The organism is Janthinobacterium sp. SUN211 (assembly GCF_030587315.1).
GTDB lineage: Bacteria > Pseudomonadota > Gammaproteobacteria > Burkholderiales > Burkholderiaceae_D > Janthinobacterium > Janthinobacterium kumbetense.
In genome coordinates this window covers 1-22,174 of sequence record NZ_JAPWIC010000005.1, presented here as the reverse complement: position 1 = coordinate 22,174, position 22,174 = coordinate 1, and the positions used below count along the sequence as shown (strand labels likewise).

Annotated in this window: 12 protein-coding genes; 1 reads left to right on the top strand and 11 read right to left on the bottom strand. The window is 62.6% G+C overall.

Annotated elements, in window-relative coordinates; all coding sequences use genetic code 11:
• Window positions 1–33: 33 nt before the first annotated feature.
• The 7 genes from O3301_RS17470 to O3301_RS17440 all read right to left on the bottom strand — a co-directional run bounded on the left by O3301_RS17470 (window position 34) and on the right by O3301_RS17440 (window position 7,599).
• The gene (locus O3301_RS17470; RefSeq protein ID WP_289906559.1) at window positions 34–960 is read right to left on the bottom strand and encodes an AraC family transcriptional regulator; all 927 of its coding nucleotides are present in this window, start codon (window positions 958–960) and stop codon (window positions 34–36) included.
• A gap of 55 nt (window positions 961–1,015) precedes the next feature.
• Window positions 1,016–1,933: an AraC family transcriptional regulator gene (locus tag O3301_RS17465; protein ID WP_305057010.1), complete on the bottom strand. Its 918-nt coding sequence runs from the start codon at window positions 1,931–1,933 to the stop codon at window positions 1,016–1,018.
• A 16-nt stretch (window positions 1,934–1,949) separates the two neighbouring features.
• Window positions 1,950–3,431 carry a mannitol dehydrogenase family protein gene (locus O3301_RS17460; RefSeq protein WP_305057009.1) on the bottom strand — a complete coding sequence of 494 codons (1,482 nt, stop codon included), beginning with the start codon at window positions 3,429–3,431 and terminating at the stop codon, window positions 1,950–1,952.
• Entirely contained in the window at window positions 3,431–4,480 is a 1,050-nt protein-coding gene (locus O3301_RS17455; RefSeq protein WP_305053420.1) for an ABC transporter ATP-binding protein, read from the bottom strand. The genes O3301_RS17460 and O3301_RS17455 overlap by 1 nt, the downstream gene beginning before the upstream one ends.
• A 23-nt stretch (window positions 4,481–4,503) precedes the next feature.
• Entirely contained in the window at window positions 4,504–5,322 is an 819-nt protein-coding gene (locus O3301_RS17450) for a carbohydrate ABC transporter permease (protein WP_034777945.1), read from the bottom strand.
• Window positions 5,323–5,332: 10 nt separating this feature from the next.
• Entirely contained in the window at window positions 5,333–6,193 is an 861-nt protein-coding gene (locus O3301_RS17445) for a carbohydrate ABC transporter permease (protein ID WP_305057008.1), read from the bottom strand.
• A 101-nt stretch (window positions 6,194–6,294) separates the two neighbouring features.
• On the bottom strand, window positions 6,295–7,599 hold the full coding sequence (locus tag O3301_RS17440) for a sugar ABC transporter substrate-binding protein (RefSeq protein WP_099664784.1): 1,305 nt from the start codon (window positions 7,597–7,599) through the stop codon (window positions 6,295–6,297).
• 310 nt (window positions 7,600–7,909) lie between these two features.
• Here O3301_RS17440 and O3301_RS17435 point away from each other — a divergent pair, with 310 nt between their 5' ends.
• Window positions 7,910–9,178 carry a carbohydrate porin gene (locus O3301_RS17435; RefSeq protein WP_305057007.1) on the top strand — a complete coding sequence of 423 codons (1,269 nt, stop codon included), beginning with the start codon at window positions 7,910–7,912 and terminating at the stop codon, window positions 9,176–9,178.
• A 79-nt stretch (window positions 9,179–9,257) separates the two neighbouring features.
• On the opposite strand, the gene O3301_RS17430 is transcribed toward O3301_RS17435, so the two are convergent.
• From O3301_RS17430 to O3301_RS17415, 4 genes are all read right to left on the bottom strand, one after another.
• Window positions 9,258–11,654 (bottom strand): glycosyl hydrolase family 18 protein, encoded by a 2,397-nt coding sequence (locus O3301_RS17430; RefSeq protein ID WP_305057006.1) that lies wholly within the window; start codon window positions 11,652–11,654, stop codon window positions 9,258–9,260.
• A 112-nt stretch (window positions 11,655–11,766) separates the two neighbouring features.
• The gene (locus tag O3301_RS17425; protein WP_305057005.1) at window positions 11,767–13,242 is read right to left on the bottom strand and encodes a glycoside hydrolase family 19 protein; all 1,476 of its coding nucleotides are present in this window, start codon (window positions 13,240–13,242) and stop codon (window positions 11,767–11,769) included.
• Window positions 13,243–13,530: 288 nt separating this feature from the next.
• Entirely contained in the window at window positions 13,531–14,373 is an 843-nt protein-coding gene (locus O3301_RS17420; RefSeq protein ID WP_289911894.1) for a sulfotransferase, read from the bottom strand.
• Between the two features lie 155 nt (window positions 14,374–14,528).
• Window positions 14,529–22,157 carry a YDG domain-containing protein gene (locus tag O3301_RS17415; protein WP_305057004.1) on the bottom strand — a complete coding sequence of 2,543 codons (7,629 nt, stop codon included), beginning with the start codon at window positions 22,155–22,157 and terminating at the stop codon, window positions 14,529–14,531.
• Window positions 22,158–22,174 lie beyond the last annotated feature (17 nt).

Here is a 22,174-nt window from a genome sequence, read left to right as displayed (position 1 = left end):
TAACTAATCAAAGTGACAAGGCAATGACAGCGGCTAGGCCTGTGGCATATCCGCCACGGGCCCGCCGATGCCGCCAAAACGGCCATCGGCCTGACGCCGGAATTCCTTCGGCGTGACGCCCTTCACCTGCAGGAAGCGGCGGTTGAAGTTGGCCACGTTCTGGAAGCCCACGTCGTAGCAGACGTTCGACACATACTGGTCCGTATCCATCAGCAGCTGGCACGCCTTGTTGATGCGCAGCCGGCTGATGAAATCCGTAAAACTGTTGCCCGTCGCCTTGCGGAAGAAGCGCGAGAATTTGCTCAGCGACATGCCCACCTGCTCGGCCAGCATTTCCGCCGAAATCGGCTCGCGGTAATTGTCCGTGATGTAGTTGAGGACGGAATTCACCTTGGCCAGAGTCGCATCGTCGTCGTACGAACGCAGGGAGGCGCTCGACAGCAAGCGGTAATTGGCCGTGCGCGCCAGTTTGCTCATCAGTTGCACGAATTCGGCGAAGCGCTCGGCGCCATGCGTGACGCGGATGCGCGCCAGGTGCCGCTCCGCTTCCGCGCCCATGTCGAAAAACTCCACGCCATAGCTGGAGCGTTCCAGCAGCGGCAGCAACTCGCGCAATTCGGGAATGACGCGCGCGGCGCCCGCCAGCGGCGTGTGGGCGAATTGCACGATCATGTCGCGCAGGGCCACGCCGCCTTCCGGCATCACGTTGGAAATCCAGTTGTGCGGCAGGCGCGGGCCCGTCAGCACCAGGTGGCCGGGCGAAAACTCGCCGATATAGTCGCCCACGAACAATCGCCCGCTGGTGGCGACGATCAGGTGCAGCTCGTATTCCTCGTGGCAGTGCCAGCGCACGCGCGAGCTGGGATAGCCGTGTTCCAGGTAGTTGATGATGCCGTCATAGCTTTCGCGTTCCAGTTCGGGCGCCTTGCGCTCGCTGTCCTTCTGCCACAGGTGTTCCATGCTCGTCTCTCCCAGGCTGTCCCCGCCTGTGCCATCCAATGTACCTCAAAAAGCCTCACTCGCCAAAACGGCCCAGCGCCTGCTGGCGAAACTCCTTCGGCGTCATGCCCTTCAATTCCAGGAAGCGCCGGTTGAAATTGGCCACGTTGTTGAATCCCGCCTCGTAGCAGATGTTGCTGACATAGCGCTCCGTTTCCATCAGCAGCTGGCACGCCTTGTTGATGCGCAGGCGGTTGACGAAGTCCGTGAAGCTGTTGCCCGTGGCGTGGCGAAAGAAGCGCGAAAACGTCCGCTCGGGCATGTCCACCTGCTCGGCCAGCTGTTTCAGCGAAAACTGGCTGCTGTAATTGTGCACGATGAAGTTGATGGCGGAGCTGATGCGCGCCAGGGCCACGTCGTCGTCGCTCGACTGCATGGGTACCGTCGACAGCAGCTGGTAGTCGCTGGTCTGCGCCAGTTCGCCCAGCAGGCTCAAAAATTCGATCAGACGCGGCAAGCCGCTGCTGTCGCGGATGCGCCGGAAGCGCCGCAGCGACTGTTCGCTGACGCCAAAGAATTCCACGCCATGCAGGGCGCGCTGCAGCAGCGGGAAAATATCCTTCAACTCGGGCATGGCGGCGGCCATCGACGCCAGCGGCGCGTGCGAAAACTGGATCACCATGTCGCGCAAGGCCACGCCTTCCGGCGGCGTGCCGAGTGACACCCAGTTGTGCGGCACGCTCGGCCCCGTCAGCACCAGGTGGCCGGGCGCGAACTGGCCGATGTAGTCGCCGACAAACACCTTGCCGCTGCTCTCGACGATCAGGTGCAGCTCATACTCGTCGTGGTAATGCCAGCGCACCAGCGAATTCGGAAAGCCGTGCTCCAGGTAGCGGATGAAGCCGAAACTGCCTTTCGGTTCGAAGCCGGGCGTGGCGTCGCGCTGCTGTTCCAGCTCCATCTGCGGTTGCGGATATTCGGCCTTGCGTTGCATGGCGCGCCCTCCCCCGTCAGGCGACGATCTGTTCCAGCGCCGCGCGCGCGCCCAGCCCATACAGGCTGGCCAGTGACTGCCCCACCGCCTGCGTGAAGGCCGGTGTGTCGCTCAGGTCGCCGAACAGCTCGCGCAAGGACAGCAGCGCCGCGGCGTCCGCCCCGCCCTGCAGCGCCAGCGCACGCAGGCGCGCCGCGTACGGATCGCTCAAAGGCATCTCGCGTCCCTGCTCGTCGTGGCCTTCCAGGTAGCGGAACCAGCATGCCACGGTAAACGCCAGCAGCGTGATGGCGCCGCCCTGCGCCAGCGCTTCGCGCACGGACGGCAGCACGAATTTCGGGATGCGCGCCGAACCTTCCGTGCCGATGCGCGCCAGCTGGTCGCGCACGGCCGGATTCGAGAAGCGCTCGATCAGCGTGTCTTTGTAGCTGTCCAGATGTATGCCTTCCACTTCGCCGAGCAAGGGCGTGACCTCGTCATCCATCATGCGGCGCACGAGCGCGCGGATGCCAGGGTCACCCATCGCTTCATGCGCAAACGTGTAACCGAGCTGCATGCCAATGTAGCACAGGGCCTGGTGGCTGGCATTGAGCAAGCGCAGCTTCATCTTTTCATACGGCAGCACGTCGTGCGTCATCTGCGCGCCGACTTTTTCCCAGGCGGGACGGCCCTGCGGGAATTCGTCTTCGATGACCCACTGGCGGAACGGCTCGCACACGACGGGCCAGGCGTCGACGATGCCGAAGGTCTCGCGCACGAGCGCCCGGTGTTCGTCCGTGGTGGCCGGCGTGATGCGGTCGACCATGCTGTTGGGGAAGCTGCCGTGCGTGGCCAGCCAGCGCGCCAGCTCCACGTCGCGCAGGGTGACAAAGGCCAGCAGCATCTTGCGCGTCACGTCGCCATTGTTTTGCAGGTTATCGCAGGACATGATGGTAAACGGCGCCTGGCCCCGCTGGTGGCGCAGGGCCAGCGCCGCGGCCAGGTAGCCGAACGAGCAGCGCGGCGCCTCCGGGTGCGCCAGTTCGTACGCGATGTCGGCATGACCGGCGTCAAACTCGCCCGTGCCCTGGTTCACGTAGTAGCCGCCTTCCGTGATGGTCAGCGCGACGATGCGCGTGCCAGGGTCGGCCAGCTTATCCAGCACGGCTTGCGGCTCGTCGGGCGCATACAGGTATTCGGCGATGCTGCCGATGATGCGCGCGCTATCGCCGGCCGCGCTGCGCTCGACCACCGTGTACAAGCCATCCTGCGCCTGCATGGCGTCGCGCATGGCCGCGTCATGCGCCAGCAAGCCCACGCCGCAATAGCCCCACTGCGCATGCTCCTGGCCTTGGAGCGCCAGCAAGTCGTCGAGGTACACGGCCTGGTGGGCGCGAAAAAAACCGCCCACGCCGATATGCACGATGCTGGGCACGAGCGCGCCGCGCGCATACGCTGGCACGGCCACGGTCCCTGGCAGCGTTGCCAGGTTTGCCTGGTTCAAGGCGATGGCGTCCATTACAGCGCTCCTTTCGCTGCCGCGTAGGTCTTGCCGGCGCGGTCGAAATAATGCACGAAGCCCGGCTCGAACGTCAGGTGCGTCTGCTGGCCCGGCTGCAGGCTGCTGCGCTCCGCGCCGCGCGACACCAGCTGCACATTGTTCGGCAGGCGCACATAGGTGAGGGTTTCCACGCCCAGCGATTCGACCAGGTCGACGGTGACGGGCACGCTGCCCGGCTGTGCCGCCCCCAGGTGCACGTGCTCGGGGCGGATGCCGACAAAACCATCGGCCTGCGCCGCGCTGCCCGCCTGCGCCAGCAGCTGCGGCGCCGCGTCGGCCGGCACCACGTTCATGCTGGGCGTGCCGATGAATTGCGCGACGAAGCGGTTGGCGGGACGGTCGTACAGTTCCAGGGGCGAGCCATGCTGCTCGATCTGCCCGTCGCGCAGCACCACCACGCGGTCGGCCAGGGTCATCGCCTCGACCTGGTCGTGCGTGACATAGATGGTGGTGGCGCCCAGCTCGCGGTGCAGCTTGGCGATCTCGATGCGCGTCTGCACGCGCAGGGCCGCGTCGAGGTTGGACAACGGTTCATCGAACAAGAACACTTTCGGGTCGCGCACGATGGCGCGGCCGATGGCCACGCGCTGGCGCTGCCCGCCCGACAATTCTTTGGGCGTGCGTTCCAGGTATTTCCCCAGGTCGAGGATGGCGGCCGCCTTGTCGACTTTTTCGCGGATGATGGCCGGATCGACGCCGGCCAGTTTCAGCGCGAACGACATGTTCTGGAACACCGTCATGTGCGGGTACAGCGCATACGACTGGAACACCATCGCCAGGTCACGCTTGGACGATGGCAGCGCCGTGATGTCGCGCCCGTCGAGCGACAGCTTGCCGCCGTCGATCGGTTCGAGGCCCGCGATCAGGCGCAGCAAGGTTGATTTACCGCAACCCGAAGGTCCCACGAAGACGACGAACTCGCCCTGCCGGATCTCCAGGTCGATGCCCTTGATGGCGCGGTGCTCGCCAAAGAATTTCTCGATATTGCTCAGTTGAAGGTAAGCCATGATGTGTGTCTCTATTCTGTAGTTTATTTGACTGCGCCAAAGGTCATACCCTGGACTAACTGCTTCTGGCAGAACCAGCCCAGCGCCATGATGGGCGCGATGGCCATCAGGGAAGCGGCCGACAATTTCGCCCAGAACAAGCCTTCCGGGCTGGAATATGAAGCGATGAGCCAGGCCAGGGTGCCCGCGTTGGACGCGCCCAGGTTCAGCGACCAGAACGATTCATTCCACGACCACACCATGCACACGAGGGCCGTGGAAGCGATGCCGCCCACGGACAGGGGCAGCACGACGTGGCGGAATTCGTCCCACACGGTGGCGCCATCCATGCGCGACGCTTCCAGGATTTCGCGCGGCAACTCCTTCATGCTCGTGTACAACAGCCAGATCATGATGGGCAAATTCATCAGCATGAACATGATGGTCAGGCCGATGCGCGTGTCGAGCAGGCCGAAGTACTGGTAGCAGATATAGATCGGCATCAAGGCGCCCACGCCGGGCATGTAACGCGAGCTGAGCATGAATTTCAGCAAGCCGATGGTGCCGCCCGTGGGAAAGAAAGCCATCGAATACGCGGCCGGGATGGCAATCAGGAGGCCGATGGCCGTCGACAGCACGCTGGTAAACAGCGAGTTCCACGCGTAGCCGAAGTAATTGTCGCGCGCCAGCACTTCGCGGAAGCTGTCGAGCGTCGGCGTGAAGAACAGCAGCGGCGGCGTGGAAATGGCTTGCCCTTCCGTCTTGAAGGCCATCAGGCCCAGCCAGAAGATGGGGAAGAACAGCAGCAGCGCGAACAGCCAGGCGGCAGCCGTGCGGCCATATAAGTTAAGTTTGCTATGCATCAAGGTCTCCTTATTTCGACAGATTCTTGCCGATGACGCGCATCAGGAAGAAGGCGGCGATGTTGGCGATGAGCACGGCGAACAGGGCGCCGGCCGAGGCCGCTCCCACGTCATAGGACAGCAGTGCCTGCTGGTAAATCATGAAAGTGATGGTGGTCGTGTCGAAGCCGGGACCGCCGCCCGTGGTGGTAAAGATTTCCGCAAAGATCGACAGCAAGAAGATCATTTCGATCATCAGCACCACCGAGACGGCGCGTCCCAGGTGGGGAATGTAGAGGTAGCGCAACTGCTGCAGATACGTGGCGCCATCCATGCGGGCCGCTTCCAGCTGTTCCCGGTCCATCGATTGCAGCGCCGTCATGAAGATCAGGCAGGCAAACGGCAGCCATTGCCACGAAACCATCATGATGATGGAAAACAGGGGGTGGGCCGACAGCCAGTCGACGGGCGTGGCGCCAAAGAACAGGCTGATCTGCGCGAACAGGCCGTAGATCGGGTTGAGCAGCATGTTCTTCCACATCAGGGCATTGACGGCCGGCATGACGAGGAACGGCGAAATCAAGAGCACGCGCACGACGGCGCGCCCCGGAAACGCTTCATTGATCAGCAAGCCCAGCGCCGTGCCCAGCACCACCGTGATCAGCATGACGGAAAACAGCAGGGTAAACGTGTTCTGCAGGGCCGGCAGGAACGAGGCATCCGTAAAGAAAAAGTGGAAATTGGCCAGGCCATGGAAAGGATGGCCGCTGGGATCGAGCATGGAATAACGCACGAACGAGTAATACAGGGTGATCAGCAGCGGGATCACGGAAATGACGGAGACGGAGACCACGGCCGGCGTCAGCAAAGTCCGGGGGATAATGCGTTTCATAGGATACTCTTGGGACGTGAGGGAGTGACGGCCCGCTGAACAGCAAGGCCGATCACATCACCTGTTGACAAAGCAAATGGCACAGCAAGACCGGAGACGTCTTATTTGTAGTACCCGCCTTTGCGCATTTCTCTTTCAGCCGTCTGCTGCGACAATTCCAGCGCCTGGTCCACCGTCACCTTGCCCAGCAGCGCCGCCGCCATCTGCTGGCCGGCCGCCACGCCGATCACCTGGAATTCGGGAATCGACGCAAATTGCACGCCCACGTACGGCGACGGCGGCAAGGTGCTTTGCACGGCGCGCGTGGTGGCCAGGGCCTTGCCTTCGGCGGCGGCAAACTTCGCCACTTTCTGGAATTCGGGGCTCGCATACGTCGACTTGCGCGTGCCAGTCGGCACGTTGGCCCAGCTCGTTTCCTTGGCAACCAGTTTCACGTAGTCGGGCGAGGTGGCCCAGTTGATGAAGCGCTGCGCCTCGTTCGGGTGCTTCGAGCTGGACGGGATGGCAAGCGACCAGATCCACAGCCAGTTGGCGCCCCGCTCCGTCACGCCCACGGGCGACTGGGCGAACGCCACCTTGTCGGCCACCTTGCTTTGCTTGGGGTCGGTGATGAAGGAAGCGGCGATGGTCGCGTCGATCCAGATGCCGCACTTGCCCTGGTTAAACAGCGCCAGGTTTTCATTGAAGCTGTTGGCGGCCGCGCCCGGCGGGCCGTATTTCTTCATCAGGTCGACATACATATTGACCGCGTCTTTCCACGGCTTGCTGGTAAATTGCGGCTTCCATTGCATATCGAACAACTGGCCGCCATAGGAATTGGCCATGGTGGTGATCAGCGCCATGTTGTCGCCCCAACCCGGCTTGCCGCGCAGGCAGATGCCGTACACGCCGTTGGCCGGATCGTGCAGCTTGGCCGCCACGTCGCGCAACTGGTTCCAGGAAGGACGGTCCTCGATCGTCACGCCCGCCTTTTTGACTAGGTCGCTGCGGTACATGATCATCGAGCTTTCGCCATAGAACGGCGACGCGTACAGCTTGCCGTCGCCGGACAGGCCTTCGCGTATGGCGGGCAGCAAGTCGTCGATATCGTATTTGGCGTCCGGTTTGATAGGGATCAACCAGTTTTTCTTGCCCCAGATGGGCGTTTCATACAGGCCGATGGTCATCACGTCGAACTGGCCGCCCTTGGTGGCGATATCGGTGGTCATGCGCTGGCGCAAGACGCCCTCTTCCAGGGTCACCCATTTGAGCTTGATGTCGGGATTGGCCTGCTCGAAGAACTTGCTGAGCTTTTGCATTTCGATCATGTGGCCATTGTTGACGGTGGCGATGACGAGGTCGGTTGCGGCGAAGGCGGACGAACTGAGGAAGCCGGCGCACAGCGCGGCAATGGCGGAACGTTTCATTGTGTGTCTCCAGTGTTTTTTGTCGTTGGCAATGCTCAGGTACTTAGCACCACGACCACAATGTAGCACCAGACTTTGATACTTTCTGATACTCCAAAACCGCAATTCGATACTCCTTTGCAAGCCCACTATGCGCAAGAGTATCGACATTGGATAAAAACAACACTTTGAAAGAAAGTATCGTCACTTGTTCGTTTTGTATCAGGGTGGTTAAAAAAGCGCTGCTAGACTTGGTTTTCGGCATTAGACCGTGTGCGGTGACAGCCTTCCGGGGCGCCACCGCTACCACCTACATTTTTCTGGAGACCGCATGAACCGCACTGCCTTGAAAACCTTGCCTGCCCTGCTCCTCGCCATCGCCAGCGCTTCCGCCATGGCCGACCCGATGTACCCATCCGACTCCGAAGGCTTCCACGGCTACCTGCGCGCCGGCGCTGGCAGCAATACGTCGGGCGACGGCGGTTCGCAAGGCTGCTTCGGCCTGGGTGGCAATACCATGAAATACCGTCTGGGCAATGAGTGCGACGCCTACACGGAATTCGGCTACACCAAGTCCGTCGCCAAGTCCGGCGGCGTGAACTACCTGGCCACCATCTGGGTCAACGCCTACGCGCCAAACTCGGATTTCGGCGACAACAAGCTGGGCATCGTCAAGGCCTACGTCGAAGCGCAGGGACTCGATTTCCTGAACGGCGGCACGGCCTGGATCGGTAAACGCTTCTACTACCGTCCTGACATCCACATGTTGGACTTGCAATACATCAATATGAACGGCACGGGCGCCGGCCTGGACCGCATTCCCGCTGGCCCGGGTAAATTCTCGTATGCTTTCTTCAAGGACAACGACGTCAAGGTCGCGTTGCCGAACGGCGGCGTCAACACCAAATCGGCCGTGCGTCAGAACTTCATCTTTGGCGAGATTCCCGTCAATGAAAACGGCACCCTGGACCTGGCCGCGACCTACATCATCGGCGAAGGCAAGGATGACGTCGCCACTGGCAAGCGCAATAATGGCTGGCAGCTGTCGGCCTTCCACCGTCAAGGTAAAGTGTTTGGCGGCGGCAATACCTTCGGCGTGCAGTACGGCGTCGGTCCCGGCACCGGCCAGGGTGCGCAGTTCGGCGCTTCGGGCGACACCAATTTCGGTTCGGACGTGAAACGCACACGTATCTTCAATGACATGGCGATCCAGCCAATGGCCAACTTCGGCATGGAATTCGTCGCCCTGTGGCAAAAAGACGAGTCGAACGCCAAGGGTTCGTCGACCTGGACCTCGGTCGGCGTGCGTCCCGTGTACGCATTCACCGACAATTTCAAGCTGGTGGGCGAACTGGGCACGGACCGCGTGACGCAAGCGGGCGGCCTGCCGGCCAAGCGCCTGACCAAGCTGACCATCGCCCCGACGATCTCGGCCGGTCCTGGCCTGTGGTCGCGTCCTGAGCTGCGCGCTTTCGTGACCTACGGCAAATGGAACGATGCGGCCACCGCCTCGGTCAATGCGTCGAACAACGGCGGCCCGATCTACAACAACAATACCAGCGGCACCTCGTACGGCTTCCAGGTGGAAACGTGGTTCTAAGCCAGCTTAGCTAACGCCAGAAACTAAAAAGGGCGGAACCGCGGTTCCGCCCTTCTCTGTTTACACTACCGGATTCAACTTACGGCAGCGCCACCGGCAATTCCGGATACTCTTGCGTCAGTGCATACTTGGTGCCGCCCACGGTGACCGTGTAGTTGGCAGGTCCCGAGATCGGCAAGCGGTAATTCAAGGTCAGCGCCACGGAGCCGCCCGGCGCCAGCGATTGCCAGGCGGGAATCGCAAAGCGGGCCCGGTTGTAGTTCTTCGTGAAGCCGCCGATATTGTTCGGCCCCGTGTAGCCGGCATTGATCACCGTCAAGCCGAAGCCGGACTGGTCGCTCATGTCCGACGGCGCCGAGACGGGATAGTCGAACTCCACCACGGTGCCGCCCGGCAAGGTCGATGCCGTGTTGTTCTTCACCGTCATCACCGGATTGATGGGGAAGTTGTTGTCGCCCAGCTTCCAGCCGCCCAGGGTGATGCTGACATTGGCCGCCGTGCCCGGCATGGCGATTTCGGCGCGCTTGTTGCCATACACGCCAGCCGTGCGGAAAGCCTGGTACAGCACGTCCGTCAGGGTGGTGCCCATGAAATACTCGCCCTTGCCGCCATTGCGCGTGGCATCCCAGGCATAGTCGCCCGCCATTTCCCAGATCATCACGCCGCCGATATTGTTGTTGACGATGTACTGGGCCTTGGCCGCGATCGACTGCGTGGTTTCCGTGGAAATGAATACTTTCTTGGTCGCATTCCACAGCCACGGCGCCACCATGGTGCTGCTGTAATACGGCACATACGTACCCACCAGCGCCTTGTCCGTGACTTTATAGGCATCCAGGTAGCTCGGCACGATACCGTTCTGCAAGTTCAGCGCATGCCAGATGGGGTTGCCGCCGCCTGGCGTCGGTTTGCCCTGCGAATCCAGGTCATACCACACGTTGTCGATGCCGGTGGCGCCCGTGCCGCACGTCTTGGTGCCGGCACAGGTGACCGTGGAACTGATCAACGGCGTCGTGCCCCACAAGCCATTCGTGCCACCCGTCACATCCTTCCAGCCCCGCGTGTAGAACGGCACGCCGATATTGATGCGCCCCGCCTGCATGGCGCCACGGTAATAGCGGTAGGCCCAGTCCGTATTCAGATAGCCGATGTTCTGGAACTGGTAGGCGTTGCCGGCGCGCAACTCACCGTCGTTGCCGTCGTCAAACAGCGCCGCGTTCGGTCCCACGTACTGGTTCCACGCGCCGTGCAAGTCATACGACATCAGGCTGGCGTAATCGAGATATTTCAATCCCGACATGTTTTCCTCGCCCCGCAAGACCCAGCCCGAGGCCGAGCCGGCGATGGTCAGCAGGTAATATTTATTGTCCTGCACGGCCGCTTCGTCGAGCTTCTGGCGCAGCACCTTCAGCAGCACGTTGTAGCTCGTCATCAAGCCGGCCAGGCGCGGCTTCGAGACGGCGAAGTCGTTCGGATTGCCTGCTTCATTGTTGGTGGTCGGATGTTCGTAATCGACATCGACGCCATCGAAGAAGTTGTATTGGCGCACGAAGGCCACCATGGAATCGGCCAAGGTGTTGATGCCGGCCGTGTTGATGCTGCCGTCCGCGTTCGTCGTGGCCGTATAGAAGCCGCCGCTGCCGGCCCAGCCGCCCACGGAAATCATCAGTTTCACGCCCGGATACTTCTTCTTGTATTGCGACAGCAAGTTGAAGTGGCCCTTGTACGGCAGCGACGGGTCCATGGCGGCGGCAGGCACGTTCGGCCACGTGAGGCCCGTATCGGGATTGGCCGCACCGCTGCCGATGGCGATTTTTGACGTGGCCGGATCGACGGAGGCAAACGCATAGTTCAAGTGGGTGATCTTATCCCACGGCAAATTGTTCACCAGGTAAGTCGGGCTGCCATCGGCGCCCGTGCGCCAGCTGGCGAAATAGCCGACGATGCGCCGGTTCAAGCCATTGCCCAGCACTTCGCGGCCATTCGCGTCGTACACCTTGCAATACGGCACATTCGGCACGGCCGAGATCAAGCCGTCCGGACGGCAAGCCGTGGGGGTTGGCGTCGGTGTGGGCGTTGGAGTCGGTGTCGGCGTCGGGGTCGGTGTCGGCGTTGGCGTCGGGGTCGGCGTTGGTGTCGGTGTCGGTGTCGGTGTCGGTGTCGGGGTCGGGGTCGGGGTCGGGGTCGGTGTCGGCGTTGGGGTCGGTGTCGGCGTCGGGGTATCCGTCACGGCCCATGGGCCCCACTGGTCGGTGGCGCTGGGGACATTGCCCTGCGTCCACCACTTGGCCTTGTAGGTGACGCCCTGGTACAGCACGCACTGGCCGCCCGTGTAGACGGTGGCGGCATCCCAGACGGCGCACGCTTCCGCGGCGGCCAGCAAGGTGTTGGGCGTGGCGGTCGTGCCTTCCTGGCCGCCGCCGCAAGCGACGAGCACGCCGCTGAGCAGGGCCATCAATAATGCATTCGATTTCATGTTGTATTGGTCTCCGTTATGGTTGTACAGGTTGTACGTTGTGAGCTGTTGCAGGCCCCTGAAGGGGCTCTTGTCAACTGTTATCCCTGGCCGGCTATTCCTGCATTTACTGCTACTGCAACTTCACATTCCAGTTGGCTTCCACGCATTTCACGTAGTTTCCGGCCAGCAAGGCGCTGTACGGGGTTTGGTAACTGACCAGCTGGCATTGGTTCTCGCCACCCGCGCTCCAGTTCTTTTCCCAATAGATGTTGTAGGAGGCGGAACTGGCCGGGGTGAAGCGCTGCATGTTGGCGCAAGACAATTGTTCGCCGGAATAATCCCAGCCCATGTCGGCGGCAAATTGCTTGTAGTAATCGATGCGGTTTTGCGCGGCCTGCTTTTCCGTGCCCTGCCCGCATTCGGCGTTGATGATCATGATGGTGGTGGCAAAGTTATTGCCCGCGCCAGCCGTCGTATCGGCCGCGTTCGGCACCCACGTGCCATCGAGCACATGCAGCATCGACGGTTTCGGCGGTTGCGGATAGACGAAGAAGAACGTGGCCGACGCCAGGTTCAGCCACGTCGAGGCCACCAGGTCCGGATTTTTCAGCAGCACGGATTGATCGCCGTCATGCATGGCTTGCGAAAACGGCCCATAGTTGTAGTTGTACGACAGCTGCTTGGCGCCACGGCCGAAATACTTCTTGAAGCTGCCGTCGGCATTCTTGCCGCAGGTCCACACCTTGTTGAAGACGGGATCGGCGCACTCGATGTTGTAACCGCAGCCGGCGCCCGTCTCGTCGCAGCCCAGTTCGCGCAAATACTTCAAGCCCTGGCGCCATTGCGGCAGCGGGCTGCTGGCGTTATGGTCGCCCGTTTCCTGCCCGAAATGGGCGAACATGGTCGCCAGGCTGTGGCGGCAGATGGCGTCCGCATTGCGCCCGTCGCTGTAGTCGTCGCACACGGCCGGGAACTTGGCCACCGCTTGCAGGAAGCGCTGATACGTATAGCTGGCGTCGCGCGCGGCAAAATAGTAATCCCACTTCGCCGCCGGCAACAGGCGCTCGACGCGCTTGACATTGAGGGGATTGCTGGTCAGGCCGGGCTGCACGGCTTCGACGGCCGCATTGCCCAGGGTGCGGATCGAGGCCTTGACCTTGCGGAAGAAATCGTTATTCGTCAGCGCCGCCTCGTTCGCTTCGGCCTGGGCCTTGGTGGGAATGCCGGGCGTAGGCGTAGGCGTCGGTGTTGGAGTGGGCGTCGGGGTGGGAGTCGGTGTCGGGGTCGGCGTGGGAGTCGGTGTCGGCGTGGGAGTCGGTGTCGGCGTGGTGCTATCGAGGCTCCACGGTCCCCACTGGTCGTTGTTCGGCGCCGTGCCCTGCACCCACCATTTGGCCCGGTACACCTTGCCGTCGTAGACGGCGCACTGGCCCGCCGTGTAGACGGCAGCGGCGCTCCAGGCCGCGCAACTGTCGCTGGCGGCCGTGGCGGCCAGCAGGGTCGATGGGGGTTCGGTGGTGGAATTGCCGCCGCAAGCGAGCAGCGCGCTGCCCAGCAGGCCAGCCATCAAAGGCGAGGCCAGCCGGCTAATTTGCCGTGTCTTCACAATGTCTCCTGAACGTTATACGAAAACTATCGAAGTAGCTTTTATGTTGTACGTAAAGAAAGCACAGCGAAGCGTCGGCTTTCTGCACAGAGAATGCGACGCTAAAAATTGGTAGTCAAGTGGTTTTATATAACGGTGTTTTTTACAACACCAGTGACTTCAGGCGGTCTGGCCACGCTGTGGCAGGCGAAGAATGAGGAAAGGAAAAAAAGAAGATTCTGCGAGCGGTAGCGGCAATACCGCGCAAACGATGGCGCGGCAAGTGGTATTAGCACTGCCGCGCCAGAATCAGGCCGGTTTCGGCGCCGCCTGCACTCTTTCCGGATAATACAGCTCATAAAACCAGCCGTACGCACTTTCGATTTGCGCCTGGATGCGCGGCGGAATCGCATGCTGCTTGGGCGCACTGATGGTGGCTTGCTGGCGGTGCGTGTATTTCATGCGGTAGTGGCTGTCGCTTTCCTGGATGCCGACCGCCAGCGCCTGCGGATCGATCTGGAATGGTGCCAGCCCCAGCCATGTATACAGGTGCGACATGCATTCCACTGGCCGCGCCATCAAGTCCTCGAAGCGTACGAAATACAGTTTCTGCTGCACCTCGATGGGCAGGTCCAGCACGGCATGCAGCGAACTCAATGGGGCACCGATGGTGCGGTCCTTGGCAAACAGCATGTCGGCCCGCCCCAGGCGGTCGAAGTCGGCCAGGTGATCGACGAAGTCGAGCAGGATGGTGCGCTGGTGCTGGGCCTCGATGGAGCCATAGACTTGCCCCAGTTCGCGCACGCAAACGATGATTTTCGCTTCCGGCGCCAGTTGCAGCAGCATTTCCACGCAGTGCAGCCAGGCGCGGTTCTTGTCGACCACGCCCTGCTTGCCGCAGTCCTGGTACCAGCCGCGCAAGAAACCCTGCATGGCCGTTTTCAGGTGACCGTAGCTGGTCTCGAATGTCGTATCGAGTTGCGACAGGAAGAAAGCATCGTCGCTGACCATGCGCCGCATGCCCAGCAAGGCGTTGCACAAGGGGGAACTATTGCCTTCGCAATGCAGGTCGGGATGCTGCGCCAGCAACTGGCACAGCAAGGTGGAACCGGCGCGCGGCAGGCCGGCCACGCCGATGAAATTGGATGTCATGCGATTGTACTTTCAGTTCAGCGCTGCGCTTCTGATGGAAAACAACGATGGTGCAGCAATTATATGAGCGTTGCAACGGCGCGCCGGCATAAAAAATGCCGCTTCGAAACACGAAGCGGCATCTCCGGCGTCCCCGCAAGGAGACGCCACGTGCCTTACTGGCTGTCCTGGCGCGTGTTGCCGCCAGCTTCGACCGGCAGGCGCAGCCCGCTATCGACCACGCTCAGGCGCAAGCCGGGCAGGACATTGTTGACGACATTGCCCGCCAGCTGCACCACCGGTGCGCTGCCCGCGGCGCCCTGCTCTGCCTCGCGCGGCGCATCCTGCGTGGCGGCGGACTTGCCTGGCGCCGCCTCGCCGCTGGCGATCATGTCGGCCTGCACCATATTACCCTGCGACGGCGCCACGGCAACAGCCGCGATCACGCTCGCGACCGCGCTTTGCAGCGCTTCCGTCGGCTTGACTGTCAGCACGCCGTCAACATAGTTCAGCGCGTAGTTGGTCGACGCCTGGCCCGATGCCGACACCAGATAACTGCCTGCCGCGGAAGCCGTCGTCGCCGGCGTGCCGAACGCCAGCTTGCCGCTCACTTCAGCGGCCAGCGTATCGCCACCGAGCAAGCCGCTGTAGCCGGCGCTGAAGTCGGGATTGGCGCGTCCCTGGTCTTTTTCGGCGTTATCGACCTTCACCGTCAGCGCTGCCTGCGTAATCGTGGCCGTGGTGCTGGCGGTGCCGTTGACCACGTAATTGCCCGCGTCCGCGCCGCTCAGGCGTATGCCGGCCACCGTCACCGTCTTGCCCACGCCCGCATTCTTGTCGCCGAAGCTGGCGCCATTGCTGGCAATACTCAGCTGATCATTGCCGATGCGGTTGTCGCGCAGGGAGACGACGGCATTCGTCGTGGCGTCATACACCTTGTTGACACCGCTGGCGCTCACCGTCAGCGTGGCTGGCGTGATATCCGCCGTGGTACTGGCCAGGTTGCTGGCCAGCACATAGTTGCCTGCATCGGCGCCGCCCAGGCCCAGACCGCTGATGGTCACGGTCTTGCCCGTTGCGGCATTCTTGTCGCCGAATGCGCCAAGGACGGGGCCGCCAGCCAGGCTCAAGGCGTCGCCGGCCACCATGCCATTGAAGCTGGCGCCCGCCAGGTTCAGGCTGGCTGCCGTGCCGCCGTCGTACACCTTGTTCGCTGCCACGATGCCGGAAATGGCGCTGATGGACGCCGGCGTGATGTTGGCCGTCAAGCCTGTGGGATTGCTGACCGTGTAGTTGCTGGCCGAGCCGGAGCCGTCCAGCAAGGTGGTGCCGCTGACCGTCACGGCCTTGGCATTGCCCGCGTTCTTGTTGCCAAACGCTGCCGTCTGTCCGGCGATGGCCAGGGTTTCGCCCGCCACCAGGCCGGACAGGCTGCCGCCGCTCAGCTGCGCCACCGCATTGCCGTCATACACCTTGTCGCCCGCTAGCTGGCCCACGAGCGTCAGGGCTTTTGGCGTGATATCGGCCGTGCCACTGGCGGTATTGCTGCTCAGAATGTAGTTGCCCGCATCGGCGCCAGCGAGCGTGATGCCGCTGATCGTCACCGCCTTGCCCGTGCCCGCATTCTTGTCGCTGAAGGCACTGGTGCCGGCCAGCGTCAGCGTATCGCCGCCGATCTTGCCATTGAAGGTCGCCGCGCCGTTCAGCGTGGCCGTGCTCAAGCCATCGTAAGTCTTGCTGTTCACGCCCACGTCCGTCACGCTGCCGATAGTTGCCTTGCCGATATCGGCCGTGCCGCTGGAAGCATTGCTGACAAGATTGTAGTTGCCCGCATCCGCGCCACCGAGGGTGATGCCGCTGACCGTCACCGTCTTGCCCGTGCCCGCATTCTTGTCGCCGAAGGCGCCGCTGCCGGCCAACGTCAGCACATCGCCGCTGATCTTGCCGTTGAAGATAGCCGCGCCATTGAGCGTGGCCGTGGTCAAGCCATCGTAGATCTTGTTGTTGACGCCCACGTTCGTCACGCTGCTGATGTCCGCCTTGGCGATGTCGGCCGTGCTGCTGGCAACAGTGCTGACAAGGTTGTAGTTGCCCGCATCGGCGCCAGCGAGGGTGATGCCGCTCACACTGACAGTCTTGCCGGTACCCGCATTCTTGTCGCTGAAGGCGCCATTGCCGGCCAGCGTCAGGCTGTCGTTGCCAATCTTGCCATTGAAGGTCGCCGCGCCGGTGAGCGTGGCATCCGCCAGGCCGTCGTAAGTCTTGTTATTGACGCCCACGTTCGTCACGCCGCTAATGCTTGCCTTGCTGATGTCGGCATTCACATTGCCCGGGCTGCTGAAGGTGTAATTGCTGGCCAGGCCAGTGCCGTCCTGCAAGACAGTGCCGCTGATCGTGACCAGCTTGCCTGTGCCCGCGTTCTTGTCGCTGAACGTGCCGACGCCGCCGCTGAAGCCCAGCGTTTCACCCGCGACCATGCCGCTCAAGTTGCCGCCCAACAAGATTGCCGCCGTCGTTCCATCGTAGACCTTATTGCCTGCCGTCACACCGGAAAGCGTGACGGCCTTGGGCGTGATACTGGCCGTGGCAGTGGCAGAATTATTAGTGAAAATATAATTTCCCACGTCGCTGCCGGACAAGGCGATATTGCTAATATTGACGGCCTTGTTGCTGCCCACGTTTTTATCCGTAAATGCGCCGCTCGCACTGAACAGCTGCACATCGTCGCCGGCAATCTTGCCATTAATCACGGCCGAGCTGGGGCTGAGACTGACGTTGAGGTTGCCGTTATAGACCTTGTCCAGGGCGCTCAAACCGCTAATGCCGGAAATCGTTGCCTTCGCAATATCCCCCGTCAGGCTGGCAGGCGCATTCAGCGTGTAGTTGCCGGCCAGGCCAGTGCCATCGCTCAAGGTCACGCCGCCAACCGTAATGGTCTTGCCCGTGCCCGCGTTCTTGTCGCTGTAGCTGGCGCCCTGGACGATAAAGGCCAGGGTTTCCGAATTGACCAGGCCATTCAAGGTGCCGCCGGCCAGGCTCGCATTGGCCGTGCCGTCGTAGACTTTATTGCCGCCACTCAAGCCCGTCAATGTCAACGCCTTGGCGCTGATATTGGCGCTGCTGGCGGCCGTGTCGCTGGCCAGGTTGTAATTGCCTGCATCCGTGCCGCCCAGCACGATACCGCTGACATTGACGACCTTGCCATTGCCGGCGTTCTTGTCGCTGAACGTGCCGACCGCGTTGGACACCGTCAGGTTGTCGCCGGCCACCATGCCGCTGAAAGCGGCGCCTGCAGTGTTCAGGCTGGCGGCCATGCTGCCGTCATACACCTTGTTGCCGGCCGCCAAGCCGCTCACGCTGGCGATGGTGGCCTTGGCGATGTCGGCGCTGCTGCTGGCCGTGCTGCCGGTCAGGTTGTAATTACCCGCATCCGTGCCGCCCAGCGCGATGCCGCTGATGCTGACCGTCTTGCCATTGCCCGCATTCTTGTCGGCAAAGCTGCCGCTGGCGCCCGACACGCTCAAGCTGTCGCCGGCCACCATGCCCGCAAATGCGGCGCCCGCCGTATTCAGGCTGGCAGTGGCATTGCCGTCATATACTTTATTTTCAGCAACGATGCCGGTCACGCCATTGATGGTGGCCTTGCTGATATTAGCGCTGCTGCTGGCCGTGCTGCTGGCCAGGTTGTAGTTGCCCGCATCCGTGCCGCCCAAGGTCATGCCGCTGATATTGACCGTCTTGCCGTTGGCGGCGTTCTTGTCGGCAAAGCTGCCGCTGGCGCCCGACACCGTCAGGCTGTCGCCGCCCACCATGCCCGTAAACGAGGCGCCCGCCGTATTCAGGCTGGCGGCGGCGCTGCCGTCATACACCTTGTTGCCGGCTACGATGCCGGCCACGCCGCTGATGGTGGCCTTGCTGATATCGGCTGTGCTGCTGGCCGTGCTGCTGGCCAGGCTGTAGTTGCCCGCGTCCGTGCCGCCCAGCGCGATGCCGCTGATGCTGACCGTCTTGCCGCTGGCGGCATTCTTGTCGGCAAAGCTGCCGCTGGCACCCGACACGCTCAGGCTGTCGCCGCCCACCATGCCGGCAAATGCGGCGCCCGCCGCGTTCAGGCTGGCAGCGGCATTGCCGTCATACACTTTATTTTCAGCAACGATGCCGGTCACGCCATTGATAGTGGCCTTGCTGATGTTGGCCGTCGTGCTGGCCGTGCTGCTGGCCAAAGTATAGTTATCGGCGTCCGTGCCGCCCAAGGTCATGCCGCTGATATTGACCGTCTTGCCGTTGGCGGCATTCTTGTCGACGAAGCTGCCGCTGGCGCCCGACACCGTCAGGCTGTCGCCGCCCACCATGCCCGCAAACGTGGCCCCTGCCGTGTTCAGGCTGGCGGCGGCGCTGCCGTCATACGTCTTGTTGCCGGCCACGATGCCGCCCACGCTGGCGATGGTGGCCTTGCCGATATCGGCTGTGCTGCTGGCCGTGGTGCCGGTCAGGTTGTAGTTGCCCGCGTCCGTGCCGCCCAGAACGATACCGCTGATGCTGACCGTCTTGCCAGTGCCCGCATTCTTGTCGCCGAAGCTGCCGCTGGCGCCCGATACGCTCAGGCTGTCGCCGCCCACCATGCCCGCAAACGTGGCGCCTGTCGTGTTGAGGCTGGCGTTGGCGCTGCCGTCATACGTCTTGTTGCCGGCGACGATGCCGGTCACGCCGCTGATGGTGGCCTTGCTGATATCCCCCGTCAAGCCAACGACAGGCGCGAGCGCATAGTTGCCGCCGGCGCTGCCGCCCAGGGCGGCGTCGATCGTCACGGCAATGCCGTTGCCCGCATTCTTGCTCGCATACGTGCCATTCACGGTCGAGCTCACATTGGCCAGGTCGCCGGCCAGCACGCCGCTCAGGGTGCCGCTGATGGAAGCCGTGGTGGTGCCGTCGTACACCTTGCCGCTCACGGCCGCGCCATTCAGGGTGACGGACTTGGGCGTGATCACCAGGCCGCCGTCGATATAGCTGATCGCATAGCCGGACTGCCCGCCCGAAGAGTACAGGCCGCTGGCCGACACGCCATACGTGCCCGCATTCACGGCGCCAGCGGCATTGCCCGCATACACGGGCGTGCCCAGCAGGCTGGCGCCTGCCACCGTATTCGAGTAGCTGACGCTGTTGCTGCCGCCAGCGTAGGCCACGCCGTCATACACCTTGCTGTCGTAGGAAACGCGCACGGTGATCTGCTTCATGAACGAGCGCAAGAAAGGCGCGCTCTGGCCATCGTAGACTACCCACATCTGCGCCAATTCCCAGCCGGCGCCCGTGTAGTTCGACAGCGTTTTGAGCCCGCTCGTGGTCAGGTCCGTGCCGCCCGCACTCGTTGCCTTGCCGCTGGCCGTGGTATCCCAGTAACTACCCGTGACGCTGCCCGCGCCCGCGCCGACCAGGCCGCCGCCCGCGCCGCTCACGCTGCCATTCGCATAGCTGGTGGCGACGGTGCCGCTGTTGCTGCCCACCAAGCCGCCCGCGCCACTGCTGCCAGTCACCGCGCCGCTGGCATAGCTATCCTTGAGCGTGCCCGTACTCGTGCCCACCAGGCCGCCAACGTTGTTGGCGCCCGTGACGGCGCTGGTGGCAAAGCTGCCGCTGATCGTGCCCGCATTGCTGCCGGCCAGGGCGCCCGTGTTGTCGCCGCCGCTGATTGCGCCGCCAGACAAGCCCACATTGGCGATCACGCCGCCGCTACCGACGACGCCAAACAAGCCCACGCCCGCCACGCCCGACTTGATAATATTGAGGTTGGAAACAATATGCCCGGTACCATCGAGGCTGCCCGTGAAGGCCGAACCTGCCGTACCGACGGGAATAAAGCCAGTGCTGCCCCACACGTCGTTGCCGTTCGCGGCCGTGCTGGCTGCGCTGAAGCTGCTGCCCAGCGTGTAGCTGGCGGCCTTGTTCATTGCCATCAATTGCAGCTGGTGCGTGGAATTGATGGTGTTCGACCATTCCGACGCCAGCATGGGGCGCGTGCCGGCGCTCGCGCCATTGATGGAACCGTCGCCGCTGACGATCACCCAGTTGTTGCCCGCCGCACCGGCCGTGTTGGTGAAATTGAAACCTGCGAAATTACTGCCTTGCAACATCTGCGCGCTGGTCAGGCCCAGCGCGTTCGAAGTGGCCGCGTTGCCAGTCGCGCCGATGGCGGCGATCGCGCCATTCAAGCTCTTGTCGAAATAGGCATTCGTCACCGTGCCGCCGTTGTTATCGCCGACGATCATGCCGACGCTGGCGCCCCCCGCCGTGAGCTTGCCAGAGTAATAGACGTTCGTCATTGTCGATAGGTTGTAGCCGACGACACCGCCCACGGTGGAATTGGCAGTCACATTGCCGGTGGCGTAGCTGTTGCGTATCGGGCCATACGACAAGCCGACCAGGCCGCCGATGTTATTGCCAGTGCCTGTCACATTGCCGGTGGCATAGCTGTTATCGACCGTGCCGCCCGACTCTATCCTGCCCAGCAGGCCGCCCAGGCCGGATACACCCGTGACATTGCCCGTGGCATAGCTGTTCGTCACCACGCCGGTGGCGTCGTTAATGGCGGCCAGGCCGCCGCCATAGCTGCCGCCAGCACTGCCGACGCTGACGGCGCCCGTGGCGTAGCTGTCGCTGATCGTGCCGCGGTTGAAGACCGCCAGACCGCCGGCGAAATAATTGGCCGAGGTGGTGGCCACGGCGCTGGAACTGCCCTTGATCAAGCCGCCTGCCGCATTCACGCCCACCAGGCCGCCGGCGGCGCCATACGCGCCGGCAACGACGGTGCCGGCGGCGCGGCTGTTGCTGAGCGTACCGGCATTGGTGCCCACCAGCGCGCCCATGTTGATATAGCCGGAACCATGCACGGCGCCGCTGCTGGACACGTTCTCGATGGTGCCGTTGTTGCGCCCCGCCAGCGCGCCGATGTCGGTATACGCGGCGCTGAACACGGCTTGCGAACCCGAAATATTGACATTGCTCAAGCTCAGGTTGCGCACGCTGCCGGCGGTACCGATGTTGCCGAACATCCCCACCGGCATCTCGGCGCGGTTGATGGTCAAGCCATACAGCTCATGCCCCAGGCCGTCAAACTTGCCCGTGAACGGCGTCCCGGCGCTGCCGATGGGCACAAATCCCTTGCCAATGTCCCAGCTGCCCGTGGCGCTGGCATCGATATTGCTGCCCAGTACATAGTTGCCGGACAAATTGCCCTGCATGCCCTGCACATCGTTGCCGCTCGTGCTGTTGAAAGCGCCCAGGCTGTTGATCACCTGATACACGGTCACGCTGCCGTTACTGCCCAGCTTGGTGCTGAAATTATTGCCCGATGGCAAATCGACTTCCGCCTTGACGTTATAGGTGGACAGATTGCCGGCCGCGAGCGCGCTCTGGCCATATTCGAGGGCCAGGCTGGCCGTGCCCGCGCCGCGCATGGCCTTGTTGATGTTGATATTGTTTTGCGCCGTCAGGGTCAGCTTGTTGGCCGTCCAGTTGATATTGTCGTTGACGTTGATATTGCCTTGCGTGCCGCTGCCGCCCGACACGCTCTGGATCTGCACATTGCCCGACTTCAAGGAGTTGCTCAGGAAGGCGCCCGTCATGTCGCCGCCGGAAACGGCGATATTGAAGTCGGTCGGATCGATCAGCCAGGTGCCGGACAAGCCCTTGGCTGCCGCCGTCGTCACCTTCAGCGCATCGTCGATCTTCACGTGCGCGGCCGAAGTGTCGATGAAGCCGCCATTGCCGCCCGCAGGCGCGCTGGCGTCCAGGGTGCCCGCCGCGTTCACCGTGCCGCTTTGCATAT